This is a genomic window from Streptococcus mitis (assembly GCF_016658865.1).
Classification (GTDB): Bacteria; Bacillota; Bacilli; order Lactobacillales; family Streptococcaceae; genus Streptococcus; species Streptococcus mitis_BT.
This window is the reverse complement of sequence record NZ_CP067992.1, coordinates 1,441,473-1,455,427: the sequence shown is the minus strand read 5'-3', so window position 1 is coordinate 1,455,427 and position 13,955 is coordinate 1,441,473. Positions and strand designations below refer to the sequence as shown.

The 13,955-nt window shown below is 39.0% G+C and carries 12 protein-coding genes, 2 pseudogenes and 1 riboswitch; of the genes and pseudogenes, 11 read left to right on the top strand and 3 right to left on the bottom strand.

The window, feature by feature from the left end:
* Positions 1-63: 63 nt before the first annotated feature.
* Together JJN14_RS07310 and thiD are read right to left on the bottom strand one after the other, a co-directional pair.
* Entirely contained in the window at positions 64-1,320 is a 1,257-nt protein-coding gene (locus JJN14_RS07310; RefSeq protein ID WP_201058285.1) for an ISL3 family transposase, read from the bottom strand.
* Positions 1,321-1,445: 125 nt separating this feature from the next.
* Positions 1,446-2,237 (bottom strand): bifunctional hydroxymethylpyrimidine kinase/phosphomethylpyrimidine kinase, encoded by a 792-nt coding sequence (thiD, locus tag JJN14_RS07305; protein WP_201058284.1) that lies wholly within the window; start codon positions 2,235-2,237, stop codon positions 1,446-1,448.
* A gap of 83 nt (positions 2,238-2,320) precedes the next feature.
* A riboswitch (TPP riboswitch) is annotated at positions 2,321-2,419 on the bottom strand.
* Positions 2,420-2,602: 183 nt separating this feature from the next.
* On the opposite strand from thiD, the gene JJN14_RS07300 reads away from it, so the two are divergent.
* The 9 genes and pseudogenes from JJN14_RS07300 to JJN14_RS07265 all read left to right on the top strand — a co-directional run bounded on the left by JJN14_RS07300 (position 2,603) and on the right by JJN14_RS07265 (position 11,966).
* On the top strand, positions 2,603-2,998 hold the full coding sequence (locus JJN14_RS07300; RefSeq protein WP_201058283.1) for a CopY/TcrY family copper transport repressor: 396 nt from the start codon (positions 2,603-2,605) through the stop codon (positions 2,996-2,998).
* A 10-nt stretch (positions 2,999-3,008) separates the two neighbouring features.
* The gene (locus JJN14_RS07295) at positions 3,009-3,380 is read left to right on the top strand and encodes a cupredoxin domain-containing protein (protein WP_000935055.1); all 372 of its coding nucleotides are present in this window, start codon (positions 3,009-3,011) and stop codon (positions 3,378-3,380) included.
* Between the two features lie 9 nt (positions 3,381-3,389).
* Positions 3,390-5,633, top strand: coding sequence for a heavy metal translocating P-type ATPase (locus JJN14_RS07290; protein WP_201058282.1), 2,244 nt, complete (start codon positions 3,390-3,392; stop codon positions 5,631-5,633).
* A 211-nt stretch (positions 5,634-5,844) separates the two neighbouring features.
* Positions 5,845-7,620, top strand: coding sequence for a pyruvate oxidase (gene spxB, locus JJN14_RS07285; protein WP_000191811.1), 1,776 nt, complete (start codon positions 5,845-5,847; stop codon positions 7,618-7,620).
* Positions 7,621-7,774: 154 nt separating this feature from the next.
* Entirely contained in the window at positions 7,775-8,122 is a 348-nt protein-coding gene (locus JJN14_RS07280; protein WP_201058281.1) for a VOC family protein, read from the top strand.
* A gap of 434 nt (positions 8,123-8,556) precedes the next feature.
* A pseudogene (locus tag JJN14_RS10220) lies at positions 8,557-8,700 on the top strand (DUF961 family protein); the annotation flags it as partial.
* 51 nt (positions 8,701-8,751) lie between these two features.
* Positions 8,752-9,540 (top strand): annotated as a pseudogene (locus tag JJN14_RS07275) (conjugal transfer protein); the annotation flags it as partial.
* Between the two features lie 221 nt (positions 9,541-9,761).
* Positions 9,762-11,681 (top strand): tetracycline resistance ribosomal protection protein Tet(M), encoded by a 1,920-nt coding sequence (gene tet(M) / locus JJN14_RS07270; protein WP_201058279.1) that lies wholly within the window; start codon positions 9,762-9,764, stop codon positions 11,679-11,681.
* Between the two features lie 99 nt (positions 11,682-11,780).
* Entirely contained in the window at positions 11,781-11,966 is a 186-nt protein-coding gene (locus JJN14_RS07265) for a cysteine-rich KTR domain-containing protein (protein ID WP_413926387.1), read from the top strand.
* Positions 11,967-12,023: 57 nt separating this feature from the next.
* On the opposite strand, the gene JJN14_RS07260 is transcribed toward JJN14_RS07265, so the two are convergent.
* Positions 12,024-12,377 carry a helix-turn-helix transcriptional regulator gene (locus JJN14_RS07260; protein WP_001227349.1) on the bottom strand — a complete coding sequence of 118 codons (354 nt, stop codon included), beginning with the start codon at positions 12,375-12,377 and terminating at the stop codon, positions 12,024-12,026.
* 531 nt (positions 12,378-12,908) lie between these two features.
* Here JJN14_RS07260 and JJN14_RS07255 point away from each other — a divergent pair.
* Positions 12,909-13,331 (top strand): RNA polymerase sigma factor, encoded by a 423-nt coding sequence (locus tag JJN14_RS07255; RefSeq protein ID WP_000804878.1) that lies wholly within the window; start codon positions 12,909-12,911, stop codon positions 13,329-13,331.
* Positions 13,328-13,558, top strand: coding sequence for a helix-turn-helix domain-containing protein (locus tag JJN14_RS07250; RefSeq protein ID WP_000845144.1), 231 nt, complete (start codon positions 13,328-13,330; stop codon positions 13,556-13,558). The genes JJN14_RS07255 and JJN14_RS07250 overlap by 4 nt, the downstream gene beginning before the upstream one ends.
* Positions 13,559-13,955 lie beyond the last annotated feature (397 nt).

Sequence of the window (13,955 nt, the reverse complement as noted above, 5' to 3'; positions counted from 1 at the left end):
AAAGTGGGAACTAGAGTGTTTTTTAATCTGGCTCTTTGTCAACTGTAGTGGGTTGAAGAAAAGCTAAGATCTAGAAAGGACGGATTTCGTCCTTTCTTTTTTGATATTGAGAGCGATAAAAATCCGTTTTTTGAAGTTTTCAAAGTTCCGAAAACCAAATGCATTTCGTTTGATAAGTTTAATGAGATTATTAGTCGCTTCTAATTTGGCATTAGAATAAGGTAGTTGAAGAGCATTGACAATCTTTTCTTTGTCCTTGAGGAAGGTTTTAAAGACAGTGTGAAAAAGAGGATGAACCTGCTTTAGATTGTCCTCAATAAGTCCGAAGAATTTGTCAGGTTCCTTGTTCTGGAAGTGAAAAAGTAAGAGCTGATAGAGATTGTAGTGGTGTTTCAAGTCTTCTGAATAGCTCAAAAGCTTATCTAGAATCTCTTTGTTGGTTAGATGCATGCGAAAAGTAGGGCGATAGAAACGTTTATCACTCAATTTACGACTATCCTGTTGAATGAGCTTCCAGTAACGCTTGATAGCCTTGTATTCATGGGATTTTCGCTCAAACTGATTCATAATTTGGACACGCACACGACTCATAGCACGGCTGAGATGTTGGGCAATGTGAAAGCGGTCGAGAACGATTTTAGCGTTAGGAAAAAGTTTTCTGGAAATATCGTAGTAGGGGCTAAACATATCCATAGTAATGATTTTCACCTGACAACGAACGGCTCTATCGTAGCGCAGAAAGTGATTTCGGATGATAGCTTGTGTTCTGCCTTCAAGAACAGTGATAATGTTGAGATTATCAAAATCTTGCGCAATGAAACTCATCTTTCCCTTAGTGAAGGCATACTCGTCCCAAGACATAATCTCAGGAAGACGAGAAAAATCATGCTTAAAGTTGAAATCATTGAGCTTTCGAATGACAGTTGAAGTTGAAATGGAAAGCTGATGGGCAATATCGGTCATAGAAGTTTTTTCAATCAGCTTTTGAGCAATTTTTTGGTTGATGATACGAGGGATTTGATGATTTTTCTTTATTAGAGGAGTCTCAGCGACCGCTATTTTCGAGCACTGATAGCACTTAAAACGGCGTTTTCTAAGGAGGATTCTAGTAGGCATACCAGTCGTTTCGAGGTAAGGAATCTTAGACGGTTTTTGAAAATCATATTTCTTCATTTGACTTCCACACTCAGGACAAGATGGAGAGTCGTAGTCCAGTTTAGCGATGATTTCTTTGTGAGTATCCCTATTGATGATATCCATAAATTGGATATTAGGGTCTTTGATATCGAGCAGTTTTGTGATAAAATGTAATTGTTCCATATGATTCTTTCTAATGAGTTGTTTTGTCGCTTTTCATTATAGGTCATATGGGACTTTTTTTCTACACAAAAATAGGCTCCATAATATCTATAGAGGATTTACCCACTACAAATATTATAGAGCCTTTAATCTTTAAAACTTGTATGGTTGACTGGGCCAGAACCATGACCGAGTTGAGGGGCGTCTTGGATGGCTTTCGTGATAAAGGCCTTGGCCTTATCAACTGCCTGATAAAGGCTTTTTCCCTTGGCTAGTTCAGCAGTAATCACTGCAGCAAAGGTACATCCAGTACCATGGGTGTGACAGGTTTGAATTCGTGGACTTTCCCAGACAAATTGGTCCTCCTTGGTAAAGAGGAAATCCTTAGCACCGCCTTCGAGATGCCCACCTTTAATAACAACAGACTGAGGACCAAATTCTTTTAAAATCAGGCGACCAGCACGCTGCATGTCTTCAGGATCATGGATTGAAAAACCAACAATCTCTTCTGCCTCAGGAAGATTGGGTGTAATAATAGTTGCAAGGGGAAGTAGGTTTGTTTTTAGGTAAGTTCTGGCACTGGTATCAATCAGGGTATCTCCGCTCGTAGCGACCATAACAGGGTCAAGGACGTATGGACAGTCCAGCTTTTTAAGATAGGGCTGGATGATTTCCATGATTTCGGTAGTTGCCAACATCCCAGTTTTTACAGCCTGAGGCTTGATATCCGAAAAGACACTGTCCAATTGAGATTTCAACATTTGAGGAGAAACGTGCTCGATTAATTGAACGCCTCTGGTATTTTGAGCGACAAGACTGGTCACAACGGCCATTCCATAGACATCTCTAGCTTGGAACGACTTTAAGTCAGCCATAATGCCAGCACCACCACTAGGGTCAGTCCCTGCAATGGTCAAAGCAACGGGTAAATAAGTCATCTAAAACCTCCCAACCAACTGAAGTTTGTATTCTTAAGAACAAGCTAGTCTGTTTTAGAAAGGCAATAGAAGACTGCTAGTCCCCATTATCATTTCCACTTCCATCAGCTAGCATTACCTAGATTGAGTCAAAGGGATCTAACAGTCGTTAATCTCAGCTTTACGCACCCCTAGTGGTTGTTTTCTTTTTTCTTTAGTATAGCATATTTTTATAGTTTATATAGTAATATTTGACTGTAAATCTCTCATAAAATGGTTAAAATTCTATTTTTCGAAAAAATAATAAAAATTATAGTTGACAAATGTAGATTTTAAGAGTATACTGATAATTGTAATTGACAAATGTAGATTTTGGAGGTGTTATTATGCAGATTTCAGATGCAGAATGGCAGGTCATGAAGATTATTTGGATGCAAGGAGAGCAGACTAGTTCAGATTTGATTAGGGTTCTGGCGGAGCGGTTCGACTGGTCCAAGTCGACCATTCAAACTCTTTTGGCTCGTTTGGTTGAGAAAGAATGCCTGACTCGGAAAAAAGAAGGCAAGTCCTTTGTTTATTCAGCACTTTTAACTTTGGATCAAAGTCGGGATTTGCTTGTCCAAGATATCAAAGACAAGGTTTGTTCCCGTAGGATTAAGAACTTGTTGGCTGATTTGATTGCTGAATGTGATTTTACTCAGGCTGACTTGGAAGACTTAGAAGCTGTGATTTCTAAGAAGAAATCAAGTGCTGTAACAGAAGTAAAATGTAATTGTATGTAAAGGAGACGTCATGTTAAATAGTATTGTAACCATTATTTGTATTGCCCTTATCGCCTTTATCTTGTTTTGGTTTTTCAAAAAGCCTGAAAAATCTGGACAAAAGGCCCAGCAAAAAAAGGGCTACCAAGAGATTCGAGTGGAAGTCATGGGGGGCTATACGCCTGAGTTGATTATCCTCAAGAAATCAGTGCCAGCCCGCATTGTCTTTGACCGCAAGGATCCTTCACCCTGTCTGGACCAAATTGTTTTTCCAGATTTTGGTGTACATGCGGACCTGCCAATGGGTGAAGAGTATGTAGTGGAAATCACGCCTGAGCAGGCTGGAGAGTATGGTTTCTCTTGTGGCATGAATATGATGCACGGCAAGATGATTGTAGAATAGGAGAATGATATGACTGAAATTGTAAAAGCAAGTCTTGAAAATGGTGTTCAAAAAATCCGTATCACGGCAGACAAAGGCTACCATCCAGCTCATATACAGCTTCAAAAAGGGATTCCAGCTGAGATCACCTTTCATCGTACTACTCCTTCAAACTGTTATAAGGAAATTCTGTTTGAAGAAGAAGGCATCTTAGAACCAATCGGCGTAGACGAAGAGAAAGTCATTCGTTTTACACCTCAAGAATTAGGTCAACATGATTTTTCTTGTGGTATGAAGATGCAAAAGGGAAGTTATACAGTTGTTGAGAAGACTCGAAAATCTCTATCACTTTTACAGCGTTTTTGGATTACTAGTATCTTTACTGTGCCTCTTGTAATCCTCATGATTGGGATGTCGACAGGAGGAATTAGTCACCAAGTCATGCGTTGGGGCACCTTTTTAGCCACAACACCGATTATGCTAGTAGCAGGTGGTCCTTATATCCAAAGTGCTTGGGCTAGTTTTAAAAAGCACAATGCCAACATGGATACCTTGGTTGCTCTGGGAACCCTAGTGGCCTATTTCTATAGCCTAGTCGCCCTCTTCGCTGGCCTCCCCGTTTACTTTGAAAGTGCTGCCTTTATCTTCTTCTTCGTTCTTATGGGAGCCGTTTTTGAGGAGAAAATGCGGAAAAATACTTCCCAAGCTGTGGAGAAATTACTTGACTTGCAGGCTAAAACTGCAGAAGTCATGCGTGAGGATAACTATGTTCAAGTCCCTTTGGAGCAAGTCAAGGTAGGTGACCTGATTCGAGTGCGTCCCGGTGAAAAGATTGCGGTTGATGGTGTCGTAGTAGAAGGTATCTCTAGTATTGATGAGTCTATGGTGACAGGTGAGAGTCTGCCTGTGGACAAGACAGTTGGAGATACCGTCATTGGTTCAACCATCAATAATAGTGGAACACTTGTTTTTAGAGCAGAAAAAGTTGGTTCAGAGACTGTTTTGGCTCAGATTGTGGATTTTGTGAAGAAAGCTCAGACAAGTCGTGCGCCGATTCAGGACTTGACGGATAAGATTTCAGGGATTTTTGTCCCAGCAGTTGTCATTTTAGGGATTGTGACCTTTTGGGTTTGGTTCGTCTTGCTCAGGGATAGTGTAGTTGTGCTTGGAGCGAGCTTTGTGTCTTCGCTTCTCTATGGAGTAGCAGTTCTGATTATTGCCTGCCCTTGTGCATTGGGACTTGCAACACCGACGGCCCTTATGGTGGGGACAGGTCGCAGTGCCAAGATGGGAGTTCTCCTCAAAAATGGAACTGTTCTACAGGAAATCCAGAAAGTTCAAACTATCGTCTTTGATAAGACCGGAACTTTGACTGAAGGGAAACCTGTGGTCACAGATATCATCGGCGACGAAGTAGAAGTGCTTGGATTGGCAGCTTCCTTGGAAGAAGCTTCTCAACACCCACTGGCTGAAGCCGTTGTGAAACGAGCGAGTGAAGCTGGACTTGAGCTTCAAACTGTTGAAAATTTCCAAGCCTTGCACGGAAAAGGTGTCTCAGGGCAAATCAATGGAAAACAAGTTCTGCTTGGAAATGCTAAAATGCTGGATGGCATGAACATTTCTAGCACTTATCAAGAAAAACTAGAAGAACTGGAAAAAGAAGCTAAGACAGTTGTGTTCTTGGCTGTTGAGAATGAAATCAAAGGCTTGCTTGCTCTGCAAGATATTCCTAAGGAAAATGCTAAGCTTGCCATCAGTCAGTTGAAAAAACGAGGTCTTAAAACAGTCATGCTGACAGGAGACAATGCTGGTGTGGCGCGTGCTATTGCAGATCAAATCGGAATCGAAGAGGTAATTGCAGGTGTCTTGCCAGAAGAAAAAGCTCATGAAATCCATAAACTACAAGCGGCTGGCAAAGTAGCCTTTGTTGGGGACGGTATCAATGACGCTCCTGCCCTTAGTGTAGCAGATGTGGGGATTGCTATGGGAGCTGGAACGGATATCGCTATCGAGTCAGCAGATTTAGTGTTGACAACCAATAACCTCCTAGGCGTGGTTCGTGCCTTTGACATGAGTAAGAAAACCTTTAATCGAATTCTGCTCAATCTTTTCTGGGCCTTTATCTACAATGTCGCCGGAATTCCGATTGCAGCAGGAGTCTTTTCTGGTGTTGGACTGGCCCTCAATCCAGAACTGGCAGGTCTAGCTATGGCCTTTAGTTCTGTATCTGTGCTGACCAGTTCACTCTTACTAAACTTTAGTAAAATAGATTAAAAGCGGGCTTGCTCGCTTTTTATTATAAAACAGAAGCTAAAAACGTTTTCAAACTGTACTGTAATAGAGAATAAAAACTTCTGAGCAGATTCTTAGTAAAGTCAAAATAAATGTGATAAATTAGTATTGTAAAAATTTACTGAAACGTTTTCAAAAACTATATGAAACCTTTTTTAGTAGATTTAAAAATATTTGAAGGAGAGTTATCATTATGACTCAAGGGAAAATTACTGCATCTGCAGCAATGCTTAATGTATTGAAAACATGGGGCGTAGACACAATCTACGGTATCCCATCAGGAACACTCAGCTCATTGATGGATGCTTTGGCTGAAGACAAAGATATCCGTTTCTTGCAAGTTCGCCACGAAGAAACAGGTGCTCTTGCAGCGGTTATGCAAGCTAAATTCGGCGGCTCAATCGGGGTTGCAGTTGGTTCAGGTGGTCCAGGTGCGACTCACTTGATTAACGGTGTTTACGATGCAGCTATGGATAACACTCCATTCCTAGCAATCCTTGGATCACGTCCAGTTAACGAACTCAACATGGATGCTTTCCAAGAATTGAACCAAAACCCAATGTACAATGGTATCGCTGTATATAACAAACGTGTAGCTTACGCTGAGCAATTGCCAAAAGTTATTGACGAAGCTTGCCGTGCTGCAGTTTCTAAAAAAGGTCCAGCTGTTGTTGAAATCCCAGTAAACTTCGGTTTCCAAGAAATCGACGAAAACTCATACTATGGATCAGGTTCATACGAGCGTTCATTCATCGCTCCTGCTTTGAACGAAGTTGAAATCGACAAAGCTGTTGAAATCTTGAACAATGCTGAACGTCCAGTTATCTATGCTGGTTACGGTGGTGTGAAAGCTGGTGAAGTGATTACTGAATTGTCACGTAAAATCAAAGCACCAATCATCACAACTGGTAAAAACTTTGAAGCTTTCGAATGGAACTATGAAGGTTTGACAGGTTCTGCTTACCGTGTTGGTTGGAAACCAGCCAACGAAGTGGTCTTTGAAGCAGACACAGTTCTTTTCCTTGGTTCAAACTTCCCATTTGCTGAAGTTTATGAAGCATTCAAGAACACTGAAAAATTCATCCAAGTTGATATTGACCCTTACAAACTTGGTAAACGTCACGCCCTTGACGCTTCAATCCTTGGTGACGCAGGTCAAGCAGCGAAAGCAATCCTTGACAAAGTGAATCCAGTTGAATCAACTCCATGGTGGCGTGCAAACGTTAAGAACAACCAAAACTGGCGTGATTACATGAACAAACTCGAAGGTAAAACTGAGGGTGAATTGCAATTGTATCAAGTTTACAATGCAATCAACAAACATGCTGATCAAGACGCTATCTACTCAATCGACGTAGGTGACACTACTCAAACATCTACTCGTCACCTTCACATGACACCTAAGAACATGTGGCGTACATCTCCACTCTTTGCGACAATGGGTATTGCCCTTCCTGGTGGTATCGCTGCTAAGAAAGACAATCCAGATCGCCAAGTATGGAACATCATGGGTGACGGTGCATTCAACATGTGCTACCCAGACGTTATCACAAACGTTCAATATGACCTTCCAGTTATCAACGTTGTCTTCTCAAATGGTAAATATGCCTTCATCAAGGACAAATACGAAGACACAAACAAACACTTGTTTGGTTGTGACTTCCCTAATGCTGACTATGCGAAAATCGCTGAAGCTCAAGGAGCTGTTGGATTTACAGTTGACCGTATCGAAGACATCGATGCAGTTGTTGCAGAAGCTGTTAAATTGAGCAAAGAAGGTAAAACTGTTGTTATCGATGCTCGCATCACTGAACACCGTCCACTTCCAGTAGAAGTACTTGAATTGGATCCAAAACTTCACTCAGAAGAAGCAATCAAAGCCTTCAAGGAAAAATACGAAGCAGAAGAACTCGTACCATTCCGCCTCTTCTTGGAAGAAGAAGGTTTGCAATCACGCGCAATTAAATAATTCCTCTCGTCGAAAATCAAATGTAAACTGTGTTATCTTCACCTTGCCGTACTTCAGTACTGCCTGCGGTTCGATGCCTTGTTTATTCTTTGATTTTCTTAGAGCGAAACTTAAAAAGATCGGAGCAATCCGGTCTTTTTATGGAGGATAGTAAATGAATTTAAATCAATTAGATATTATCGTTTCCGATGTTCCCCAAGTCTGTGTTGACTTGGAGCGTATTTTGGATAAAAAATCCGATTATGTTGATGACAGTTTTGCTCAATTTACGATTGGCAGTCACTGTCTGATGTTGTCCCAAAATCATTTGATTCCTTTGGAAGATTTTCAGTCAGGAATCATTCTTCATATCGAGGTTGAGGATGTAGACCAGAACTACAAACGGTTGAACGAGCTTGGTATCCAGGTTTTAAACGGTCCAACTGTAACCGATTGGGGAACAGAGTCCTTGTTAGTTAAAGGTCCAGCTGGTCTAGTGATTGATTTTTATCGTATGAAATAAGGCGCTTAATCATTTGAAGATAACCTTAACCATTCTTAAAAACAGAATGTGAGAATATGAACTATTGAAAGATCGGAGCAATCCGGTCTTTTTAATATAAAAATAGCATAAAAATCTAGTTATCCGCATAAAAACTGGACTTATCACACTTTATCAAGGTCAAAACCACTCAATTTACTACTAATTTACTACTTATGAATGAGCTTTGATACGACGATTTATCCTTGAAAAGTGAAGATATAAAGATACTTCCAATAAAATTTGAATATTTAATAGGTAGACACTTCAAAAAATGAGGTGTCTATTTTTTTACCCGATTTTGAAAGGAAGTGAACTTATGAAAACAAAAAATCAAGAATCAAAAGGTCGTTCCCCACTCTTTAAGACCATCAAACATTCATTCAGCCAATAAAAAAGAAAGGATAGGTAAAAATATGGAACTTAAATTTGTGATTCCCAACATGGAAAAAACATTCGGCAATTTAGAATTTGCTGGCGAGGATAAAGTCGTTCAGCGAAGAATCAACGGACGGCTAACTGTCTTATCAAGAAGCTATAATCTCTATTCTGATGTTCAAAGAGCAGATGATATTGTGGTGGTGTTTCCTGCTGAAGCTGGCGAAAAACATTTCGGCTTTGCGATATTCAAGCACTTTACAGCTATAGATACTCATACTATTCACGAAACAACTATCATAGAAAAGGAATACGTTGATACTCATCATGTAGAAAATTTTGTAGAGAACTTTGCGAAAGTCTACTATTCATGGGAGCAATCCGATAAGTCCATTGATAATCGAATGGAAAGTCTAAAAGGCTATCTGACAGATGAACTTCAAGCTCTCAATGTTGATACAGTACGCAAAGATATTCCTGTATCGTCTTCTGTAAGAGGATTTCAGATATGGACGGTAGAGCCAACTGGCGACAATGAGTTTAATGTAACCTACAGTGTAGACCAGCTCATTACAGAGGGAGAAAATACAAAGACCGTCCACTCTGCTTATATAGTGAGTGTCTATGTAGATGGTTCTGGAAATATGGTACTGGTTAAGAATCCGACCATTACCAACATACCTAAGAAATCAAGTTATAAACCAAAAGCCATTGAAAGTGAGGGGACGGTTGATTCCATTACAACCAATGAAATCAATGAGTTTTTAACGACGTTCTTCAAGCTCTATCCTACAGCGACAGCCAGTGAACTTTCCTACTATGTGAATGACGGGATATTAAAACCAATCGGAAAAGAGTACATCTTTCAAGAACTGGTAAATCCTATTCACAATCGTAAGGATAATCAAGTCACGGTATCGCTGACAGTGGAGTATATCGACCAGCAGACCAAAGCAACGCAGGTATCTCAATTTGATTTGGTACTTGAAAAGAACGGGAGTAATTGGAAGATTGTAAAATAACAAATATTGGTACATTATTACAGCTATTTTGTAATCACGTACTCTCTTTGATAAAAAATTGGAGATTCCTTTACAAATATGCTCTTACGTGCTATAATTTAAGTATCTATTTAAAAGGAGTTAATAAATATGCGGCAAGGTATTCTTAAATAAACTGTCAATTTGATAGTGGGAACAAATAATTGGATGCCCTTTTGGGCTTTTGAATGGAGGAAAATCACATGAAAATTATTAATATTGGAGTTTTAGCTCATGTTGATGCGGGAAAAACTACCTTAACAGAAAGCTTATTATATAACAGTGGAGCGATTACAGAATTAGGAAGCGTGGACAGAGGTACAACGAAAACGGATAATACGCTTTTAGAACGTCAGAGAGGAATTACAATTCAGACGGCGATAACCTCTTTTCAGTGGGAAAATACGAAGGTGAACATCATAGACACGCCAGGACATATGGATTTCTTAGCAGAAGTATATCGTTCATTATCAGTTTTAGATGGGGCAATTCTACTGATTTCTGCAAAAGATGGCGTACAAGCACAAACTCGTATATTATTTCATGCACTTAGGAAAATGGGGATTCCCACAATCTTTTTTATCAATAAGATTGACCAAAATGGAATTGATTTATCAACGGTTTATCAGGATATTAAAGAGAAACTTTCTGCCGAAATTGTAATCAAACAGAAGGTAGAACTGTATCCTAATATGTGTGTGACGAACTTTACCGAATCTGAACAATGGGATACGGTAATAGAGGGAAACGATGACCTTTTAGAGAAATATATGTCCGGTAAATCATTAGAAGCATTGGAACTCAAACAAGAGGAAAGCATAAGATTTCATAATTGTTCCCTGTTCCCTGTTTATCACGGAAGTGCAAAAAACAATATAGGGATTGATAACCTTATAGAAGTGATTACGAATAAATTTTATTCATCAACACATCGAGGTCAGTCTGAACTTTGCGGAAAAGTTTTCAAAATTGAGTATTCGGAAAAAAGACAGCGTCTTGCATATATACGTCTTTATAGTGGCGTACTGCATTTGCGAGATTCGGTTAGAATATCGGAAAAGGAAAAAATAAAAATTACAGAAATGTATACTTCAATAAATGGTGAATTATGTAAAATCGATAAGGCTTATTCCGGGGAAATTGTTATTTTGCAGAATGAGTTTTTGAAGTTAAATAGTGTTCTTGGAGATACAAAGCTATTGCCACAGAGAGAGAGAATTGAAAATCCCCTCCCTCTGCTGCAAACGACTGTTGAACCGAGCAAACCTCAACAAAGGGAAATGTTACTTGATGCACTTTTAGAAATCTCCGACAGTGACCCGCTTCTGCGATATTATGTGGATTCTGCGACACATGAAATCATACTTTCTTTCTTAGGGAAAGTACAAATGGAAGTGACTTGTGCTCTGCTGCAAGAAAAGTATCATGTGGAGATAGAAATAAAAGAGCCTACAGTCATTTATATGGAAAGACCGTTAAAAAAAGCAGAGTATACCATTCACATCGAAGTTCCACCGAATCCTTTCTGGGCTTCCATTGGTCTATCTGTAGCACCGCTTCCATTAGGGAGCGGAGTACAGTATGAGAGCTCGGTTTCTCTTGGATACTTAAATCAATCGTTTCAAAATGCAGTTATGGAGGGGATACGCTATGGCTGTGAACAAGGATTGTATGGTTGGAATGTGACGGACTGTAAAATCTGTTTTAAGTATGGCTTATACTATAGCCCTGTTAGTACCCCAGCAGATTTTCGGATGCTTGCTCCTATTGTATTGGAACAAGTCTTAAAAAAAGCTGGAACAGAATTGTTAGAGCCATATCTTAGTTTTAAAATTTATGCGCCACAGGAATATCTTTCACGAGCATACAACGATGCTCCTAAATATTGTGCGAACATCGTAGACACTCAATTGAAAAATAATGAGGTCATTCTTAGTGGAGAAATCCCTGCTCGGTGTATTCAAGAATATCGTAGTGATTTAACTTTCTTTACAAATGGACGTAGTGTTTGTTTAACAGAGTTAAAAGGGTACCATGTTACTACCGGTGAACCTGTTTGCCAGCCCCGTCGTCTAAATAGTCGGATAGATAAAGTAAGATATATGTTCAATAAAATAACTTAGTCGTTTTATGTTGTTATATAAATATGGTTTCTTATTAAATAAGATGAAATATTCTTTAATATAGATTTGAATTAAAGTGGAAAGGAGGAGATTGTTATTATAAACTACAAGTGGATATTGTGTCCTATTTGTGGAAATAAAACAAGACTACGAATACGAGTGGATACTATACTTAAAAATTTCCCTTTATACTGCCCCAAATGTAAGAACGAAACTTTAATTAATGTTCAAAAAATGAATATAATAACAATCAAAGAGCCAGACGCCAAGACGCAGAGCCGATAATTTGAGAAATGAAACTCTCATCTTATCGGCTCTTTTTGTTTATCTGAATTTTACTGACTAGCCTTCAATATTTCTTGCTTCATTGATACCTTTTGCTAGTGCTTCCATTAAGGATAGTTCTTTGTCTGTAAAGCTATCCATGTATTTTTCTATCTGTAGCCTTCGAGTGCTTTTTATCAAATTATCTGTAGGTAAGAAAAATTCATCAATAGACACATGGAGTAATGATACAAGATCATAAAGCACCTGTGTACTTGGGTGTTGCCCTTTATTTTCTATATTTGTTAAATAACGTGGGTCAATTTCAATGATTGTTCCTACTTGTTCACGGGTGAGACCACGTTTTATTCGAGCCTCTTTAATCGCTAGACCAACGGCTCTAAAATCGTATTTATCTTCTTTTTTACGCATAATAAACCACCTCTATACATTTTACTGTTCCTATCCAAGTGGAAACAGGTATAGAAAAACGTGTTATGTAGTTTGTGAGTTCTTTTAAGAGCGCTATTATGCTTATGAATGTGATAAATCCAATCTCAAATAGAAAGGTCGCTGATTTTATTTACCCATACAACTATATAAAATTTAGTTATGCTGCTAAAAAGTAGATAAAATTGGCGACTGAATGGAGGTCACAGTCGCCATGAAAAAGATACGTCACTATCTAATTCTCTTAATTAGGTTCTTATCAAAAAAACTTACCCACCTACACTAGATAAATATGACCATCAATGTGGTTTTACAAATCGTATAGACAGAACAATTGAAGCGCATGAACAGAGAAAACAATCTGTTTATGTGTTTTTTTGGCTACTTCGTGAATATCTTTTAAGATTTTTCTTCACTTATGCAACAAATCCCCCTTTCGTGTCGGGACTTAGTATGAAGGGAGATAAAGAAGTACATGCCACTCCCTTTCACGACAGAAAGGGGGTGAAAAACATGAAACCATCTTCTTTTCAAGAAACCATAGAAAATCAGTTTGACTATATCTGCAAACAAGCCATTGAAGATGAACGGAAAGATTATTTCAAACATCTAAGCAGACTGTCCAAAAAAGAAGTTTCATTTTCTGAAATAGATAACTACCTTGTCACCTCTTTTTCTACGGTTGATACGTATGTCACTGATTTTCAACTATTCACATTGTATGGATTAAGAATCAATGTTGAAAGTGATTTGTTAAGCGAAGCCTTACGCCACCTTCCAGAGAACAAGCGGAACATCATTTTACTTCATTATTTTATGGATATGAGTGATGTGGAAATTGCAGAATTACTAAATGTAAATCGTTCAACAGTTTATCGTCATCGAATAAGTGGACTAGCCATGATTAAAGAATTCATGAAGGAGTGTAAAGAATGAAAACAGCCTATCCAAGGGTTCCCTTCCCCCTCATTGTAAAGGCGACAGATGGCGACGTGGAAGCAATTAATCAGATTGTTAAACATTATCGAGGGTATACCTCAAAACGTTCTTTGCGTCGCATGACAGACGAATATGGCAATTCTCATATGGTTATTGATGAAACCCTACGTGGCAGAATGGAAACAAAACTCATCACCAAGATTTTAGCGTTCGAAATTAAATAATCTCATTTTTTCGTGGAAGCGTGTTGAACCGTTCCACGCTTCCCGATTTGGGAGGTTTGTTATTCCATCAAAGCCTACTGTATGTTCAGTATGTTTTGATAGGCTAACAAGCCAAACGTTCTTTGACAATTGAATAAAGCCAATCGAATACGTTTCGATAAGAAAAGAGCCAACGAACTAACACGCCATGATCTATGAAGATAGCGAGCGATTCATGTTAAAACTTCGTAAACAATCTTTAGCAGGATTGTTGCCATGACTTTCTTATCGTGATAATGATACTCCCGTATAGCCACAGTCCGAGCGTTAGTAGCGTCGCAGACAATGGGTACGGCTACATGAAAATCATGCAGGGGTGAAATGCCCGTGAGCTTTGCTAAAGCTGTTCGATTGCTGG

Coding starts and splice junctions, on each gene's coding strand:
- JJN14_RS07310 (WP_201058285.1), bottom strand. CDS start 1,320: ATGGAACAATTACATTTTATCACAAAACTGCTCGATATCAAAGACCCT.
- JJN14_RS07260 (WP_001227349.1), bottom strand. CDS start 12,377: ATGCGTAAAAAAGAAGATAAATACGATTTTAGAGCCGTTGGTCTAGCG.
- JJN14_RS07280 (WP_201058281.1), top strand. CDS start 7,775: ATGAATTTAAATCAATTAGATATTATCGTTTCCGATGTTCCCCAAGTC.
- JJN14_RS07290 (WP_201058282.1), top strand. CDS start 3,390: ATGACTGAAATTGTAAAAGCAAGTCTTGAAAATGGTGTTCAAAAAATC.
- JJN14_RS07250 (WP_000845144.1), top strand. CDS start 13,328: ATGAAAACAGCCTATCCAAGGGTTCCCTTCCCCCTCATTGTAAAGGCG.
- JJN14_RS07300 (WP_201058283.1), top strand. CDS start 2,603: ATGCAGATTTCAGATGCAGAATGGCAGGTCATGAAGATTATTTGGATG.
- JJN14_RS07295 (WP_000935055.1), top strand. CDS start 3,009: ATGTTAAATAGTATTGTAACCATTATTTGTATTGCCCTTATCGCCTTT.
- spxB (WP_000191811.1), top strand. CDS start 5,845: ATGACTCAAGGGAAAATTACTGCATCTGCAGCAATGCTTAATGTATTG.
- thiD (WP_201058284.1), bottom strand. CDS start 2,237: ATGACTTATTTACCCGTTGCTTTGACCATTGCAGGGACTGACCCTAGT.
- JJN14_RS07255 (WP_000804878.1), top strand. CDS start 12,909: ATGAAACCATCTTCTTTTCAAGAAACCATAGAAAATCAGTTTGACTAT.